This window comes from Gordonia sp. 852002-50395_SCH5434458 (genome assembly GCF_001665905.1).
Classification (GTDB): Bacteria; Actinomycetota; Actinomycetes; order Mycobacteriales; family Mycobacteriaceae; genus Gordonia; species Gordonia jacobaea.
The window spans coordinates 1-14,980 of sequence record NZ_LZTC01000031.1; the positions used below are offsets into that span (position 1 = coordinate 1).

Consider the following 14,980-nt stretch of genomic DNA (forward strand, 5'->3'; position numbering starts at 1 on the left):
ATGCGATCGTCGGCAGCGTCAGATGTGTATAAGAGACAGCCCCTGTTTTCGCTGGTCAGAGGCGATGGACCCAAAAACAACGATGGACCCCCCGAAAAAACAGAAAGTCAGGCGTCTGTGGCTCACCCACACGAGCCGCAGACGCTCCACGTCCTCGCGAACACTAAGGCGGCGAAACCGACCGTGAAGAAGACCCGACGATGCGTCGAATGCACCATCGAACTTCCGGCCGCCCGAATCGGTGACCGCTGCGAAGACTGCGCCGACGGACGGCCTCCCGCGCCCGACCCAGAACCACCGAAACGGACCGTCACGATCTACAGCGAGAACCAGCGCGTCGCCCGCGACCGCTCGACCCGCCGCGCCGGAGGGGAGACATCACGATGAGCGACGACCACGATCGCACCCACCAACAGTTGGTCGACGAACACACACGCGTCGACCTCGAGCCCTACGGACTGCCCGGCATCGAGGTCGCCGAGGCCGTCGACCAAGCGGGCCGCAGACACGCATGGCTCGTCGAGACCGACCGACTAGGCGAGCCCGACGTCGACCACGGCGACCCGAACCAAAGCCACGAATGCGTCTGCCCTCTGTCGGACGAGTGGCGCGCCCGCATCGACAACACGCCTCTGCGCTGCAGCCGCCCCACCCGGTCAGGGCGTCCGTGCCGCATCGTCGTGCACCACCCCGGTGACGCGTGCGCAACACACCGCACCCGCGACGACGCCACCCGATGAGATTCCACGGGATCACCGAACGCGCGCGGGTACGCCGCGTCGACGACACCGACCGGCCGGTGCAACTGCGAGTCGGGCCCCACCTGATGAGCATGTCCGACATCGAAGCCCAGGAGCTGGCCGACCAACTGCACGACGCCGTCGAACAAGAGGAGAAATCGCAATGAGCCGTAACCAATCTCGAACTGAACGCCCGCACACGTGCTCGCGGTGTGGTGGCCCGTGCCGCGTGTGGGCCGGATCGACCCACGGGTGGACATGCCGCGCCTGCCTCGAGCAGTACCTGTCGAACCAGCGGGATCAGAAGTGACCGCCGCCGAGCGTGACCCCCGCGAGGTCAGGCGTGAACTCCGCATCCAGCGTGCCGTCGTGGGTCTCGTGCTTCACGGATACCGCGGAGACACCGTCGGATTCAACAGCGCGGCAACCGAACTCGCGCGCGTCGAACAGGCCGCGCCAGATGAACTGTTCCGGCCGCTGCTGTGGGCGCTGTCCCGTCTGCCCCGCAGCCTCGATGAACCTGCCGCACTACACGACCACCTCGCCGCGCTCTATACGGTCCGCGACGCCGACGAGGACGACTGAGCGATGTCGATAGAACCTGTGACGGGCGTCCTCCTGGGCGCCGACGACGCCCGCGAGGTGCTGCGCGTCATCGCAGCCTACGAACGAGCGCTCGCCGAGACCCGCCGCCAACCCTCGCTGCGTCTGACGTCGTTGCGTAACAAGCTCTCTCGCGCCACATCTCGCGTCCCGACCCGCGACACACACGTGGACGCGAGAAAACAGGCAGCTCAACCGGATTCGGGTGTAGACCTCGCTCATGAACTGTTCGACACCGCCCAGGCCGCCGCGGTCCTCGGGATCACATCCGACGCGGTCCGCGACCTTGCGCGCCGGGGGCGTCTACCGGCTCGAAAAGCCGGCGGTCGGTGGCTACTTGCGGCGCGAGCCGTTGTCGACCGCGCCGAACGGCGTCACACCTGACAGCGAGGCCCATCGTGGCTGATACCAGCACCCTGCGCGGTGTCGAACTGGTCAAGGTCGGCACCCACGACATTTCCACTGGCCGGTGGCAGGTCGACACCGACGATCTGCGCTCAGTCGTCGACGCATTCCGCGCTGGCGTGCTCCGCAAACCCGTGGTGAAACTCGGCCACGTCGACGACCGATTCGACGGCACCCCGTCATTCGGGTACGTCGACAACCTCCGCATCGCATCCGCCGGCCGAACCCTGCTTGGGGACCTCGTCCTGCCCCGTTGGCTCGCCGACGCGGCACCCATGCACTGGCCCGACCGCAGTGTCGAAGCGCTGCAAGGGTTCCGCGACACCACCGGCCGCGAATGGCCCCTCGTCCTCACCGGTGTCGCGCTACTCGGCTCCACCAACCCCGGCATCGACGACCTCGCGAGCCTCCAGGAGCTCGTCGCCGCATCCAGCGGACGCGTGACGCTCCGCACCCCTACGCCTGCCAGGAACAACCACTCCACCATCGTGCTCGTCGCGGCCGCCCGCCGACGTCGCGCCCACCGAAAGCTGAGGTAACTCGTGTCCACTGTCCTACCCAATGCGCGCGTCTACGCCCCTGGCGGCGACGTGACCGCCCAACCGACCGCAGCCGTCACCGGCCGCCGCTTCGTCGCGATCTCCGGCAGCCGCACCAGCGACGGCAGCCTGTCCGTCGCCCACCCGGCAGCCGGAGCCCGCGCATTCGGTGTCGCCAAGCACGACGCCGGAGTCGGTGAACTCGTCGGTGTCGCGCGCGACGGCGTCGTGAAGGTTCGCGCTGGCGCTGCGATCGCCGCCGGCGTCGACGTCGAAGTCGGTACCAACGGCCAAGCCGTCACCCGCACCACTGGTGTCGTCGTCGGCTACACCATCACTGCCGCCGCGTCGGGCACCGACGCCGAAATCGCCCTGATCTGACGAGGAGCCACAACCCATGCCCAGCGCACTCATTCCCGAACTGTCCGGCCGGCGACTGTCCGTCGACGTCGCCCTCAAAGACCCCACCAGAATCCTGCGGGAACGCATCGCGAAGCTCGCCGACGACCAGACTCTGCTACCGAAGTTCTTTCACCAGCTCGGCAAGCCCGTCGAAGGTGGCGGCATGCTCTACAGCGTGATCCAGGCGTCCGACTTCTACAGCAGCGACGTCGAAAAGCGTTCACCTGGAGGCGAATACAAGGTTGTCGAGGGTGTCGATCCCGACCCGCAACTCGCAGTCGTCGAGGACTGGGGCGGCAAATTCCAGATCACCGACGAGCAGATCCGCCGCAACGACGTGTCCTACCTCGATCAACAGACCACCCAGCTGGCCAACACCATCGCCCGCAAGATCGACACCCGCGCCTACGCCGAACTCAACGCGAAGGTCACGAGCCCCAACAACAGCGTCGTCATCGACGGCAACTGGGAGAACCTCGTATTCGTCGGACCCGCCGACAGCCTCACCCCATCCGGTGACCGGCCCTCGGCCCACCTGTCCGAAGCGCAACTCGTCGCCGACCTCCAGGAACTCGGCGTGCGCCACGACCTCGTCGCAGTCAACCCCGAGCAAGCCCACGAGCTACGCACCGCCTACGGCGACGGCCTCGACGCCATGCTCAAGAGCGCCGGCGTCACCCTCTACAGCAACCCACGGATCACCGCCGGAACCGTATGGGCACTCGCAGCCGGACAGGTCGGCACCGTCGGATTCGAAGCCCCCCTGACCGTCGAGGTGTACGACGACCGCGCCACCCGATCGAAATGGGTGCAGGCCTACGCCGTACCCGCGTTCGCCGTCGACAAGCCCTACGCGGCCAAGAAGATCAGCCTCACGGCCTGACAGGAGAACAACGCCATGGCACTCACATTCACCAAAGACCAGACGGCCCAACTGTTCGAGCTGCTCGGCATACCCGCCGACACCGACACCAGCGACGTCGACGCGATCCTCGCAGTCATCGAGAACCTCGCCAGCGAAGCAGTCGACGACACCGCCAAACCCAGCGCCGTCGCCGCCGCAGCCAAACGCCTCGGCCTAGAAGCCGTCGACACCGACACCCTCTCGACGCTGCGCGCAGACGCCGCAGAAGGCCGACGACTCACCGCAGCAGCCGCCAAACAACAGGTCGAGACCAAAGTCGACGACGCAATCCGCAAAGGCAAGATCGCCGCATCCCGCCGCGGCCACTGGGTCAACCTCATCAGCGCAGACCCCGGCATGGCCGACGTCCTCGCCTCCGTCCCCGACGAAACAGCCGTACCCATGACCGAGGTCGGCCACGCAACCGAACCCAACCTCGACGAACCAGCCGCCTGGTTCTACTGACTCGGCGTCAAACTCACCGCACCCCCGCACTCCATTCCGGGACACGCGGACAGCATGGCGGCCAGGGCCGGCCACGGGCCACACCTTGAGAGAAGCCCCACGACACCGCCAGCGCCGACACCGACGCCCCCGACCCGCCACTCCGGGCCGGGGGCGTCACCGCTCCACCCACCCCCCCGAAAATCCTAGAAAGGGGGCGGGCACCCCACTCGCCGGTGAGTGGAAATATTTTTTTGCGGGAACCGCGCAGAAACGTGCAGGACAGGCGCTTCGTGCGTGCGATCCTCGTCCGATGAGCGATGAATTCGACATCACGGTCCCCGATGGTGAGCCGATCCCGACGGTCCCGGAGATGGTTGCGCACGAGCTCGATCGGTTGAATGCGAAAGCGAACCCGATCGGCCACACCGTCGAGTACGACGGCGAGTTCTATCGAGTCCGACCCACCGGTTCTGATCCTGGTCATTCGTGCCTGTGCGTCGAACTCGAGGCGGAGCGAGTGGAGGACTACCTCAAGTCGCGTGGCGAACGCTCGGAATGGCATCTGGACATGGAGGACTCGTCGATTCGAGTCGAGCCAGTACACCCCGGGATCAACACGTCCGTTCGGCTCGTCGACGCGAGCAGCGACGAGACCCTCGCAGTTCTTGACGCTGGCGTAACGGGCGACTCTCATACAGGCCTAGTGTCATCGGTGTACGTGGTCGCCGATGTGCCGCCGGCGGTCGGCCGCTGGTACCGCTGACGACCGAGTCAGAAGCTAACGCCGCGGCGAACTGCCGTCAGAAACTCATCCGATTGCTCACGCTCACGAGTGTCGTGAAGACGTCCTTGGTCCGGTAATTCGATCTGCTTTCCGTCATCGAGAATGAGTTTCATTCCAGCGACCCGATACCACTTCTGTCGATCGATCTCGCCAGACACGTCTGCGATCGAGATCTCGCGCACGGAAGCGAGCGGACGTGTCCACGCTTCCGTCAGTGTCATGGCTGGGGCGTTGTACCGGAATTGTTGTTGGGACTCTTCCTCGCGGTCGAAGTGCTCGGCGTCGAACGAGGCTGAGACGCGACAGAGTGCGGTATCCGTGACGAGTACGGACGTCCAGACAGTCGGCCCTGCGAGGTCGACGGTGGTCACTGCTCCGCGGATGGCGTCGGCGTCGACGAGCGATGCGATAGCGAGGATGAATCGTGTCGGGGCGTACGACCGCGTGGTGGCGGTGAGTTGGGTCAGCCGCTCCCACGTCGGCTCGTCGGGTGTCTGCATGTGGTTCTCCTGGTGATAGGAAATGGTGCTCGCACGGTAGCCGTGACCTACGACAGACTGACTGCCGTGGGCACAATTTGGGCACAGTTCGTCAGTGTTGAGCACGGTTGGACTGGTTGATAGTGGTCGAATCTGTGCTGGTGAAAGCGATTCGGGAGGACATCCTTGTCATCTGCGCAGGGTTCAAATCCCTCCGCCACCGCCAAGAAATACCCCCTCACCTACGCGGGTGAGGGGGTATTTCGCTGTCTGGGACCGAGCGGCGCCGCTCGGCTCTCCCGTTTTCAGTCATTTCCGAACAGTCTCGGCGATCCGAACTGGGCTTTTGCCGCCGGGCGCCTCTGAAAATGACTGAAAACGGGAGAGGTCTGGAGCCTCTTCGGATAGAGCACGTCCCCACGCCCTGTCAGGCGGGAAACGACGGCCTCAGTGCTCCGTCGAGAACCCCACGCGCCGACGGTGTGCGTCCAGCGCGAGCGTGACGAGGCGGTCGATGAGGTCGGGGTAGGCGATCCCGGTGGCCTGCCACAGCTTCGGGTACATCGACCCCGGGGTGAATCCGGGGATCGTGTTCACCTCGTTGAGCAGCCAACCGCGGCCGTCCTCCTCGTAGAAGAAGTCGACACGCGCCATGCCCGCGCACCGCATGGCGAGGAACGTCTTCGCTGCGAGCTCGCGGACCTCGCGCACCGCCTCGTCGCTCAGCGGCGCCGGGATCACCAGCTTGGCCGCGCCGGTGATGTATTTGTCCTCGTAGTCGTAGAACTCGCTGCCGGAGATGATCTCGCCCGGCACCGACGTCTCGGGGCTCTCGTTGCCGAGCACAGCAACCTCGACCTCACGCCCGGACACGAACTCCTCGATCACCACGACGTCGTCGTAGCGCAGCGCCAGGTTGATCGCGTCGTCGAGTTCTGTTGCGTTGTGCGCCTTGGTGATTCCCACGGACGATCCGAGGTTGGCAGGCTTGACGAACAGCGGCAGGCCCAGCTCCTCGATGGCGCGGAACGCCACGGTGCGCGGGTCGTCGACGCCGTCGCGGTATTCGATCCACCGGCACTGCGGGATTCCCGCCTGCGCGGCAACGACCTTGGCCATGCCCTTGTCCATGCACGCCGCCGAGCTGAGCACACCGGCGCCGACGTAGGGGAGTTTGAACAGCTCGAGCATCCCCTGGATGGTGCCGTCCTCGCCGTGTGGCCCGTGCAGTAGCGGCAGCACGACGGTGATCGCGCCCTCGGCGTCGGCCTGCAGTTCGCGTAGCGGGTCGATGACGGTGCCCGCGATGTCGAGTGCATCGGGCAGCGGCGTGTTGTCGGCCAGCGAGGCGATCACCTTGTCGTTGCGTACCCAGGTGCCGTTCTTCGCGATACCGATCGGGACGACGCTGTACTTGGCCGGGTCGGCTGCTGCCAGCACGTGCGCCGCGGTCACGCGGGACACATCGTGCTCGGCGGAGACACCGCCGTAGAGAACAACCAGGCGAAGCAGGGGAGTCGACATGGGTCACACGATACGTCGACGCTCCCCCGCGCTCTCCCCGGCGTGCGGGGTGTTTCGCGCGTTCCTCTAGCGTTGAGGCGTGCACATGCAGGCAACTGAGCTGGCGGACGCGGTTGGCGGTCAACTCGTCGGAAACGACGTGACGGTCGACGGCGCGACGATCGACTCGCGCGCGGTGCGGTCCGGGCAACTGTTTGTCCCGATCGTCGCTGCTCGCGACGGACACGACTTCATCAAGGGCGCGGTGTCGGCGGGCGCGGGCGCCTACCTCACCGCGACCGGTCCTGTCGATGGCGTCGACGCTCCGGCCATCACCGTCGACGACACCGCGCTCGCACTCGCCGACCTCGGCCGCGCAGCTCGGCGTCGACTTCCCGAGCGAGTGGTCGGGATCACGGGGTCGGTGGGCAAGACGTCGACCAAGGATCTGCTGGCCGGACTGCTCTCCACCACGTTCCGCACAGCCGCGAGCGAGAAGTCGTTCAACAACGAACTCGGCCTCCCGCTGACGCTCTTCAACGCCCCAGACGACACCGAGGCAGCAGTCGTCGAGATGGGTGCGCGCGGGGTCGGGCACATCGAGCTGCTGTGCTCGATCGCGCGCCCGACCGTCGGCATCATCACCCGGGTCGAGGGTGTACACCTCGAACTCTTCGGCAGCATCGAGGCCGTCGCACGTGCGAAAGGCGAACTGGTCGAAGCACTTCCGGCCGACGGCATCGCCGTGCTCAACGCCGACCACGAGCGCGTCGCGGCAATGGCATCCCGCACGTCCGCCCAGGTGCTGACCTACGGACTCACTCCCTCGGCCGACGTCGTGGCCACCGACATCGTCGTCGACGATCAGCTCCGTGCATCGTTCCGCCTGCACACGCCGTGGGGCAGCACGCAGGTGTCGCTCGCGGCGCGCGGCGAGCATCAGGTGTCCAACGCGCTCGCCGCCGCGGCGGCCGCGGGCGGACTCGGCGTACCCGTCGAGTCGATGCCCGCCGGGTTCCTCGGGGCCGCGCTGTCGGGCCTGCGCATGGAACTCTCCACCACGGCAGACGGCGTCGTCGTGCTCAACGACGCCTACAACGCCAACCCGACGTCGATGTCGGCCGCGCTGCGCTCCCTGGCGGCCCTTGATGCTCGACGACGCTTCGCCGTGCTGGGAACGATGGCAGAACTCGGACACGACTCAGCTGCCGAGCACGAGGCGATCGCGCTCCAGGCAGAGTCGCTCGGCATCGCGGTGATAGCCGTCGACGAGCCCTTCTACGGCTCGACAGCCACCCATGTCGCCGACATCGACGCCGCCGTCGCGGCACTCGCCGGACTCGGCAACGGCGACGCGGTGCTGGTCAAGGGCAGCCGCGTCGCCGCGCTCGAGCGGGTAGCCGAGAAACTGGGCTGAGCTACTTACCGTCGGCGTTCGCGCGGATCACGTCGCGCAAAAACACCGCGAGACCAGGCGCGACGTCGTCGTAGTGCTTGGCGAACCGCGGATCGGCGACGTACATGTCGCCGAGACAGACCTGCATCTCATAGCTGCAGTCGTAGAACTTCTCGATACTCGCCCGATGTTGCTCGGCGAGGTCGTCGGCCTCGGCAGAACCGGGTTCGACGCCGCGCCCCAACGCGTCGGCGAGGCGTGCCTCGAAGGCGTCGGCGTCGGCTTTGATCTGGCGCCAGTCGTCCTTGCTGAACTGCGCCGTTCGCTGCTGGCTCTGCGTCCACTGCTCGGTCTCACCCCAGCGCTGCTGCGCCTCGGCTGAGTACTCCTCGGGTAGCCAATCGTCGCCGAAGATCTCGCTCTGTTCGGCGGCTGACAATTGAATCCCTGACTTCTTCGCGTCCATCATGTCCTCCACTGCTGCAACCATCCGGTGCAAGCGAGCGATCCGCTCATTGAGCAGATCGCGCTGGGTGGTCAAGTGGCCCAGCGCATCTGCGTGCGGATCGTCGAGCAGGGTCGCGATCTGCTCGAGTGGAAAGCCCAACTCCCGGTAGGTCAGCACCTGGTGCAGGCGCTCGACGTCACCGTCGTCGTACACGCGATATCCCGCGGGCGTGCGGCCCGTCGGGGTGACCAGACCGATCTGGTCGTAATGGTGCAACGTCCGCACACTGACACCGACGAGACCGGCGACCACACCGACGGTGAGGTCGCCCGACGACGGGGCATTTCCTTCGCTCACGCCGATGACTCTGCTGCCTGACGTCGCGTGAGGGTCAAGTCGGCGGGGGCCCTACGGCGCGAAGCCAACTCTGTCCGAGCCCTTCTCGCACGCGGCGAGCAGGCCGTTTCCGGTAGCCGGGGCACACGACCAGCCGTCGACGTCCTGCGGCTCACCACTGGAAATCTTGGGTCCGTACGACTTGGCGAGCGTCATGGCGTCGGCACAACTCACGTCGCCGGCGAGAATCTGTACGGTCAGCGCGCCGTCGGGTCCGGAGATCTTGTCGCACTCCTTGGTGCCTGCGGCGGTCTCGGGGGGTAGGGAGGTGGTCGGTGTTCCGGGGCGGGGGCCGCCGACCACGACGGGGCTCGTCGAACTGCTCGCCTGCGTCGCCGCTGTGCTCGACGTGTCGGCTTGTTGTTCGGTGCCACAGCCGGTCAGCACCAGAGACGCAGCTCCGAGGGCGCCGCAGCAGGCCAGCACGATACGGGTGGGTACCTTGAGGTTCGTTCCGCGCGTCATGGACTCACCGTAGCGAATCCGCGCTTCGCGTCAGCACGCCTCGTCGGAAGCTGGTTTGAGCTCAGGCCGCTCGACCTGCGAAGATCGGTCGGTGACCCCGCCCGACATCGACGCTCCCGACACCAACCCGACCGGTCTGCACCTGCGTCCCGACCATTCCTACGCGGTGGGCACGCGACTCGACGGTTCGCTCGGCCGCACCGGAGTCATCACGACGCCGCACGGCGAGATCCACACACCCGCATTCGTGCCGGTCGGAACCAAGGCGACGGTCAAGACGGTCCTACCCGAGGCGGTCGCCGCGCTCGGCGCGCAGGCCGTGCTCGCAAACGCCTATCACCTCTATCTGCAGCCGGGACCCGAGATCGTCGACGCCGCGGGCGGCCTCGGCGCCTTCATGAACTGGTCGGGTCCCACCTATACCGACAGCGGCGGGTTCCAGGTCATGTCGCTCGGCACAGGTTTCAAGAAGGTCATCTCGATGGACGTGACCGGCGAGCAGGACGACGAGAAGATCGCCGAAGGGCGCGAACGACTTTCCCGCGTCGACGACGACGGCGTCACCTTCAAATCGCATCTCGACGGGTCGTCGCATCGGTTCACGCCCGAACTGTCGATGCAGATCCAGCACCAACTCGGTGCCGACATCATCTTCGCGTTCGACGAGCTGACCACGCTGATGAACACCCGTGGCTACCAGGAAAATTCGCTGGAACGCACTCGGCAGTGGGCGATTCGCTGTCTGGCAGAACACAATCGGCTTTCCGTCGAGCGTGGCCATCGACCTCAGCAGTCGCTGTGGGGTGTGCTGCAGGGCGCTCAGTACGAGGACCTGCGACGTAAGGCGGCCCGCGACCTGACCGAACTCTCGCGGCGCGACCAGGATTCCGGCGGAAAGGGCTTCGGCGGCTTCGGAATCGGTGGCGCTTTGGAGAAGGCCAATCTCGGCACGATCGTCGGCTGGGTGAATTCCGAACTGCCAGAAGACAAGCCGAAGCATCTACTGGGCATCAGTGAACCCGACGACATCTTCACCGCGATCGAGAACGGCGCCGATACGTTCGATTGCGTCTCGCCGACGCGGGTCGCGCGCAACGGCGCCATCTACTCGCTCGACGGCCGCTACAACATCACCAACGCGCGATACCGCAGCGACTTCCGATCGCTCGATCCCGAGGTCACCAACTACACCTCGCAGTACTCGCGCGCCTACCTGCACCACCTGTTCAAGGCGAAGGAGGGGCTCGGCGCGACGCTGGCGACACTGCACAACGTCGCCTTCGTCGTGCAGATGGTCGACGGCGCGCGCAGAGCCATCGAGTCCGGCGACTACTACGCCTACCGCGACGAATTCCTCGGCCGGTACTACGCGGGGAATCGCAACGACTGAGCTGCGCGATGGCTAGGTGATCAGGCCGTTTGCGACTCGAGGACCGTGTGTTCCGGCGTGATGCGTTCCCAGAAGACTGCACCGACGCATGCGATGACCACCCATCCGACACCGATCACCCCGCACCACAGGATCAGCGTCATGGCGACCCCGATCGGGCCGAATCCGTTCCAGCCGGAAAGCAGTGCCGGAAACGCTACTCGCGAGGCGAGTGGCAGGACGACACCATCGACGGCAACCCCGGCTAACCCGGCCAGGAGAAGATAGCGCAGACCTCGACCCCCGTCGCGGACCAAGAGCGGTGGGGTCAGCGACCAGAAGATCCACACCGGTAGCAGCCCGACGACGAACATCAGCGCGTGCGTGGTCGTGCCGGTGCCGACGGTGTAGGTCAGCCATTCGCGCGTAGCGAGCATCACGAGGTACAGCAGGAACCAGATGGCGCCGCGGAGGAGACGTTGGCCGATTCCGAATTGTTCCCGACGCCACGCCTTTCCGAAGATGGCGGCGATGGTGATCGACATGGGGATTCCCCAGACCAGGAAACCCGCGACGCCGAATATGGTCCAACTCGATCGCAATCCTGCGGAGTTACCGAAGGCCTCGCGCACCTGGTCGTCGAGCGGGTGATGTAGCCCGGTTTCCCGGATGAACACCGTTCCCGGGCTGGCGTTGGAGGCGAACCCGGAAAAGTATCCGAATCCGAGGATGATCAACGGGATCACCGTGGTGAACAGCTCGACCGACACGAGGGTGCCCGCGGTACCGCCGTCGATCTCGGTGAATCGATCAGCGATCGCGGTCGTGATCCGACCCGACCGGGCCTCATGAAGTCGACGACGGCGCTCCGCGAATCGACTCTGTGGATCGATCCGCTCGCGATCCGTCCGCTCGCGCTGCTCACTCACTGGTGCATATCGATATCACTCCGTACGCAGTCGGTGCTTCCCGTCGGTCGCTACTTCTCGTCCAGCTGTGTCTCTTCGTCCAGTTTTGTCTTGTCGTCCCACTGTGCTTTTTTGTCAGCGGCCAATCGGGCGATCACTGCCGCCCGCGACACCGGGTCGAGTCCGCTCATCGCGTCCTGGATCTCCATGGTGGTCGCATCGACCGTGCGCCGCTTGCTGTTGAAGATCACCGCGCCGACCACGAGTGCGATACCCACGGCAGCGATGACAATTCTATTCATACTCATGATGTCCTTCCAGGAATCCTCAGGCGTCCTTGCCCACCGGGGTGGCTGATGGGTCCGTGAGATCTTTGGCATAGAGCGCGGCGTCGATGGCGTCGAGTACGGCCACCCATGCGTTCTGAATCGCGATCCGTGCAACGCTCACCGAGTCGTCGGCAATGCGTTCGGCTTTATCCGCAGCCTCCTGCGCACGGCGGACGTCACGCTCCTGAGCGCGCTCGGTGATCTGCGCGTCAACCTCAGCCTTCTTGGCCGACAATGCATCTGTGAATGACTGCCAATGCGAGGTCACCGCGGCGGTGGCCGCATCACTCTTCACCTTCAGGTCCCCGGCTACCCTCTCGGTTGCTTCGGCGGCCTCGGCAATGCGGGCTTGCACCTGCTCATGATTCTCCCTCTCGGCTGAGGCCACGGAGTCGAGAAATCTGTTGATGAAATTTCGCAGGTCGTCCAGGCGTACATCAACCAACGTGTCACTGTTGACCTCGCTGGCAGTTGTAGATTCTGAATTCGTTGACATGTCTTACCTTTCGACTTCGCAGGTTGGTCAAAACTCGATCGAACCCCGATCCGGGTTCTCGATCGTCGGTTGCTGTCGTCGGTGAGTGCGTAACTCCCATGCACTAGTGAAACTACGCTCGTCGGACTTTGTCGCGGTAGGTCAAAGGTCCTAAAGATCATCAGATTCCCTTGTCCGCCAATACAAATCACATGCCGACGATCGGCTCATATCACCCATTGCCGACCAAGCGGGTATCTTGCTTGGGGCCGAGTCGGCCGACAAGTATCTGCTCCTACTGCGGTGACTTCGCGGGCCGGTCGTCGACAGGGAAGTGGTACGCCGCCTGAAGCCGGTTTATCTGAGCGCGCACGTTGAACAGCTCGGTGAGCAGTGCCCGCCTCTCGCTCGCCGGCACATCGACGGCGTCGAGTTGCTTGATCAACGCTGCGGCAAGCATTTCGAACTCGCCCAGGAACACTCTCGCTTGCAGGGTGGACGGATTCTCCGACTGTGCATCCATGATCGACAGCCTTTCCGTAGTGCAGATCGCACTTCTTGAATCGATCGTGTCGAGGGTTTCCCCTACGACGGTTCGGTGGTACCAGTCAAGAGCGAATGGCAAGATCATCACCGCCAGCGGAGCCAATACCACTGCAGCAGCAGTCACTTTCAATCGTGCCTTCCGCGGGTCGTGAAAATGTTCGTAGCGCAAGACCGAAACAGAGTTCTCGATTTGTCAGCGCGGCGGCTTTGTCTCAGCAGCCAAGTGCACGCACGCGGAGCGTCGGCTGCCACAGAATGCTAACGACCGCCATCCAGCGTCGTATACGTCCGCGAATCCGAAATCCCTGGATCTATATTGTCTTCAGCCACAACGGAAGATGCAGCTGTCCGCGCCGCGTGGGCACGCCTCGATCGTGCCCGCGACTTCTCGACACGACCGCTCGTATCAGAGTCGGTCCGCAATTTCGAATGCCAGACACAACTCCGTCAATTCCTTTGGCACGCGAAGAGATCTCTGCGTCACCTGCTCGATCCGGCGCAGACGATAACGGACCGTGTTCGGATGACACGAGAGCGCTTCCGCCGCGTCATCAACAGAGCCGTTGGCGAGCATCCATGCGCGGAACGTGGCTGCCAACAACTCCTTGTCGGCGTCCTGAAGCGAGTCGTACTTGCCCAGGACCACCTCGGCGATCTTGCGCGTCACATCCGGTGCGCTGACCGCAGCAACACCGAGCACCGAGTCGTCGAACTCCTTGACCAGCATTCCCGAGGGAACTGACTGCATGGCCAGCCGTGCGTAGCGCATGCTGACGGCGGTGTCGGTGAGATCGTCGAACTGTGGGCTCACCCCCACCGGGGTGTTCGCCACCCGACCGAGTAGTTCGACAACCTTGCGATATGCGTTCCGCGAGCCGACGTGCACCAGCCCGATGTGTACGTCCGGCAGCAGCCTCCACGCCGAGTAGACGTCGACCGTTCGCAGACGTCCGGCAATATCGGGTAGCGGCATCCGGCCCGGCATCGGCGGTTGCGCCGCGACGACGACATACGGTCCCTGCGCCGGGATCGCCAGCATGCGCGCGATGTCCCAGCGTGTGTAATCCGCGAGGTGGTGTCCCTCGAGCAGCGCCTCGACCAGCGCAGCGCGTTCTGCTTCGTCGTCGATCGCACGGGCTGTTGCGTGATCGCGATATGCCCCCGACATCGCTTCCGTGTAGGAGTCCTGGGCAGACCAGATCTTCTCGGTCGCAGCAAGTGCCAAGGCTGCGTCGGCTGACATACCTGCGATCGCTCCACTCAGGGATTGCCAAATCTGGTGAGCGGCAATTCGGAAACTGTCCATCACGGACGCCAACGGCACCCCCTGCTCCGCCCGGAGCCGACCGATCTCGACGGCCGACGACAGATCGGGCCCCGTGGTGCCTTCCAGCGAGCGGAAAACGTGACTCAAATTGTCGCGGGCGGAAGCAAACAGCGAGTCGCCGGAAACGGCGTTGTCTGCGTGATAGAACTCGACCTCAGCGTGGATCGCGGCAACGATGAGTAGGGCAAGGTCATCCACCTGAGCCTGTAGAAGTCCACCGAGTTCGGCGATCTGGTTGTCGATTTCACGCGACGCCACGACACAAACGTTAACGCTGCAGCGCCGCGACTGTAGGAGACCGAAGTGGGATTGGGGCTCGGCCTCGAGGACGGTCCTGCAGACCGGGAACCATCGCGATGTCCGTTTCGTTGACATTGACGTATCCTGAACTCTGACGTTCCAGCTTCGAATCCTCCCGACAGAAAGACACGATGAACCGCGCTCGGCGCAAAAAACGGAAACCTCGACGATCCAGCCCCCACTCGGGGGCATTCACAACTCCTGACACGTCGGTT

Annotated in this window: 20 protein-coding genes; 11 read left to right on the forward strand and 9 right to left on the reverse strand. The window is 64.8% G+C overall.

Annotation, left to right across the window (positions count from 1 at the left end):
- Nucleotides 1-383: 383 nt before the first annotated feature.
- The 9 genes from A5785_RS05830 to A5785_RS05865 all read left to right on the forward strand — a co-directional run bounded on the left by A5785_RS05830 (nt 384) and on the right by A5785_RS05865 (nt 4,803).
- Nucleotides 384-740, forward strand: a complete 357-nt coding sequence (locus A5785_RS05830) for a hypothetical protein (protein ID WP_064865069.1) — start codon at nt 384-386, stop codon at nt 738-740.
- On the forward strand, nt 737-907 hold the full coding sequence (locus tag A5785_RS23230; RefSeq protein WP_156525440.1) for a hypothetical protein: 171 nt from the start codon (nt 737-739) through the stop codon (nt 905-907). The genes A5785_RS05830 and A5785_RS23230 overlap by 4 nt, the downstream gene beginning before the upstream one ends.
- Nucleotides 908-1,046: 139 nt before the next feature.
- Complete coding sequence (locus A5785_RS05835) at nt 1,047-1,325, forward strand: hypothetical protein (protein WP_231894223.1); 279 nt, start codon at nt 1,047-1,049, stop codon at nt 1,323-1,325.
- A gap of 3 nt (nt 1,326-1,328) precedes the next feature.
- The gene (locus tag A5785_RS05840) at nt 1,329-1,727 is read left to right on the forward strand and encodes a helix-turn-helix domain-containing protein (RefSeq protein WP_064865072.1); all 399 of its coding nucleotides are present in this window, start codon (nt 1,329-1,331) and stop codon (nt 1,725-1,727) included.
- Between the two features lie 14 nt (nt 1,728-1,741).
- Nucleotides 1,742-2,287 (forward strand): hypothetical protein, encoded by a 546-nt coding sequence (locus A5785_RS05845; protein WP_197494538.1) that lies wholly within the window; start codon nt 1,742-1,744, stop codon nt 2,285-2,287.
- Between the two features lie 3 nt (nt 2,288-2,290).
- The gene (locus A5785_RS05850; protein ID WP_064865075.1) at nt 2,291-2,668 is read left to right on the forward strand and encodes a capsid cement protein; all 378 of its coding nucleotides are present in this window, start codon (nt 2,291-2,293) and stop codon (nt 2,666-2,668) included.
- Between the two features lie 16 nt (nt 2,669-2,684).
- The gene (locus A5785_RS05855) at nt 2,685-3,572 is read left to right on the forward strand and encodes a major capsid protein (RefSeq protein ID WP_064865078.1); all 888 of its coding nucleotides are present in this window, start codon (nt 2,685-2,687) and stop codon (nt 3,570-3,572) included.
- Nucleotides 3,573-3,587: 15 nt separating this feature from the next.
- Nucleotides 3,588-4,058, forward strand: a complete 471-nt coding sequence (locus A5785_RS05860) for a phage protease (RefSeq protein WP_064865081.1) — start codon at nt 3,588-3,590, stop codon at nt 4,056-4,058.
- Between the two features lie 292 nt (nt 4,059-4,350).
- Nucleotides 4,351-4,803, forward strand: a complete 453-nt coding sequence (locus A5785_RS05865) for a hypothetical protein (RefSeq protein WP_064865085.1) — start codon at nt 4,351-4,353, stop codon at nt 4,801-4,803.
- Between the two features lie 8 nt (nt 4,804-4,811).
- Here A5785_RS05865 and A5785_RS05870 read toward each other — a convergent pair whose 3' ends face one another.
- Entirely contained in the window at nt 4,812-5,324 is a 513-nt protein-coding gene (locus A5785_RS05870; protein WP_064865088.1) for a hypothetical protein, read from the reverse strand.
- A 426-nt stretch (nt 5,325-5,750) separates the two neighbouring features.
- Nucleotides 5,751-6,827 carry a D-alanine--D-alanine ligase family protein gene (locus A5785_RS05875; RefSeq protein WP_064865091.1) on the reverse strand — a complete coding sequence of 359 codons (1,077 nt, stop codon included), beginning with the start codon at nt 6,825-6,827 and terminating at the stop codon, nt 5,751-5,753.
- Nucleotides 6,828-6,912: 85 nt separating this feature from the next.
- On the opposite strand from A5785_RS05875, the gene A5785_RS05880 reads away from it, so the two are divergent.
- A complete protein-coding gene (locus A5785_RS05880) occupies nt 6,913-8,223 on the forward strand; it encodes a UDP-N-acetylmuramoyl-tripeptide--D-alanyl-D-alanine ligase (RefSeq protein ID WP_049700146.1) in 1,311 nt (436 codons plus the stop codon).
- A 1-nt stretch (nt 8,224) separates the two neighbouring features.
- On the opposite strand, the gene A5785_RS05885 is transcribed toward A5785_RS05880, so the two are convergent.
- Nucleotides 8,225-9,007, reverse strand: a complete 783-nt coding sequence (locus A5785_RS05885) for a MerR family transcriptional regulator (protein WP_049700145.1) — start codon at nt 9,005-9,007, stop codon at nt 8,225-8,227.
- Between the two features lie 51 nt (nt 9,008-9,058).
- Nucleotides 9,059-9,511: a hypothetical protein gene (locus A5785_RS05890; RefSeq protein ID WP_049700144.1), complete on the reverse strand. Its 453-nt coding sequence runs from the start codon at nt 9,509-9,511 to the stop codon at nt 9,059-9,061.
- 91 nt (nt 9,512-9,602) lie between these two features.
- Between A5785_RS05890 and tgt the strand changes: the two genes are divergently transcribed.
- Nucleotides 9,603-10,901, forward strand: coding sequence for a tRNA guanosine(34) transglycosylase Tgt (gene tgt / locus A5785_RS05895; protein WP_420841306.1), 1,299 nt, complete (start codon nt 9,603-9,605; stop codon nt 10,899-10,901).
- Between the two features lie 20 nt (nt 10,902-10,921).
- Here tgt and A5785_RS05900 read toward each other — a convergent pair whose 3' ends face one another.
- From A5785_RS05900 to A5785_RS05920, 5 genes are all read right to left on the reverse strand, one after another.
- Nucleotides 10,922-11,809 carry a hypothetical protein gene (locus tag A5785_RS05900; protein ID WP_049700143.1) on the reverse strand — a complete coding sequence of 296 codons (888 nt, stop codon included), beginning with the start codon at nt 11,807-11,809 and terminating at the stop codon, nt 10,922-10,924.
- Nucleotides 11,810-11,859: 50 nt separating this feature from the next.
- Nucleotides 11,860-12,096 (reverse strand): hypothetical protein, encoded by a 237-nt coding sequence (locus A5785_RS05905; protein ID WP_152930121.1) that lies wholly within the window; start codon nt 12,094-12,096, stop codon nt 11,860-11,862.
- Between the two features lie 19 nt (nt 12,097-12,115).
- The gene (locus tag A5785_RS05910; protein ID WP_049700141.1) at nt 12,116-12,613 is read right to left on the reverse strand and encodes a hypothetical protein; all 498 of its coding nucleotides are present in this window, start codon (nt 12,611-12,613) and stop codon (nt 12,116-12,118) included.
- 274 nt (nt 12,614-12,887) lie between these two features.
- Nucleotides 12,888-13,307 carry a hypothetical protein gene (locus A5785_RS05915; RefSeq protein ID WP_152930119.1) on the reverse strand — a complete coding sequence of 140 codons (420 nt, stop codon included), beginning with the start codon at nt 13,305-13,307 and terminating at the stop codon, nt 12,888-12,890.
- 237 nt (nt 13,308-13,544) lie between these two features.
- The gene (locus A5785_RS05920; RefSeq protein ID WP_064865093.1) at nt 13,545-14,723 is read right to left on the reverse strand and encodes a PucR family transcriptional regulator; all 1,179 of its coding nucleotides are present in this window, start codon (nt 14,721-14,723) and stop codon (nt 13,545-13,547) included.
- Nucleotides 14,724-14,980 lie beyond the last annotated feature (257 nt).

Excerpts from the sequence above, each read along its gene's own strand:
- A5785_RS05830 (WP_064865069.1), top strand. The coding sequence starts at position 384 with ATGAGCGACGACCACGATCGCACCCACCAACAGTTGGTCGACGAACAC.
- A5785_RS23230 (WP_156525440.1), top strand. The coding sequence starts at position 737 with ATGAGATTCCACGGGATCACCGAACGCGCGCGGGTACGCCGCGTCGAC.
- A5785_RS05840 (WP_064865072.1), top strand. The coding sequence starts at position 1,329 with ATGTCGATAGAACCTGTGACGGGCGTCCTCCTGGGCGCCGACGACGCC.
- A5785_RS05855 (WP_064865078.1), top strand. The coding sequence starts at position 2,685 with ATGCCCAGCGCACTCATTCCCGAACTGTCCGGCCGGCGACTGTCCGTC.
- A5785_RS05860 (WP_064865081.1), top strand. The coding sequence starts at position 3,588 with ATGGCACTCACATTCACCAAAGACCAGACGGCCCAACTGTTCGAGCTG.
- A5785_RS05865 (WP_064865085.1), top strand. The coding sequence starts at position 4,351 with ATGAGCGATGAATTCGACATCACGGTCCCCGATGGTGAGCCGATCCCG.
- A5785_RS05870 (WP_064865088.1), bottom strand. The coding sequence starts at position 5,324 with ATGCAGACACCCGACGAGCCGACGTGGGAGCGGCTGACCCAACTCACC.
- A5785_RS05875 (WP_064865091.1), bottom strand. The coding sequence starts at position 6,827 with ATGTCGACTCCCCTGCTTCGCCTGGTTGTTCTCTACGGCGGTGTCTCC.
- A5785_RS05880 (WP_049700146.1), top strand. The coding sequence starts at position 6,913 with ATGCAGGCAACTGAGCTGGCGGACGCGGTTGGCGGTCAACTCGTCGGA.
- A5785_RS05890 (WP_049700144.1), bottom strand. The coding sequence starts at position 9,511 with ATGACGCGCGGAACGAACCTCAAGGTACCCACCCGTATCGTGCTGGCC.
- A5785_RS05905 (WP_152930121.1), bottom strand. The coding sequence starts at position 12,096 with ATGAGTATGAATAGAATTGTCATCGCTGCCGTGGGTATCGCACTCGTG.
- A5785_RS05910 (WP_049700141.1), bottom strand. The coding sequence starts at position 12,613 with ATGTCAACGAATTCAGAATCTACAACTGCCAGCGAGGTCAACAGTGAC.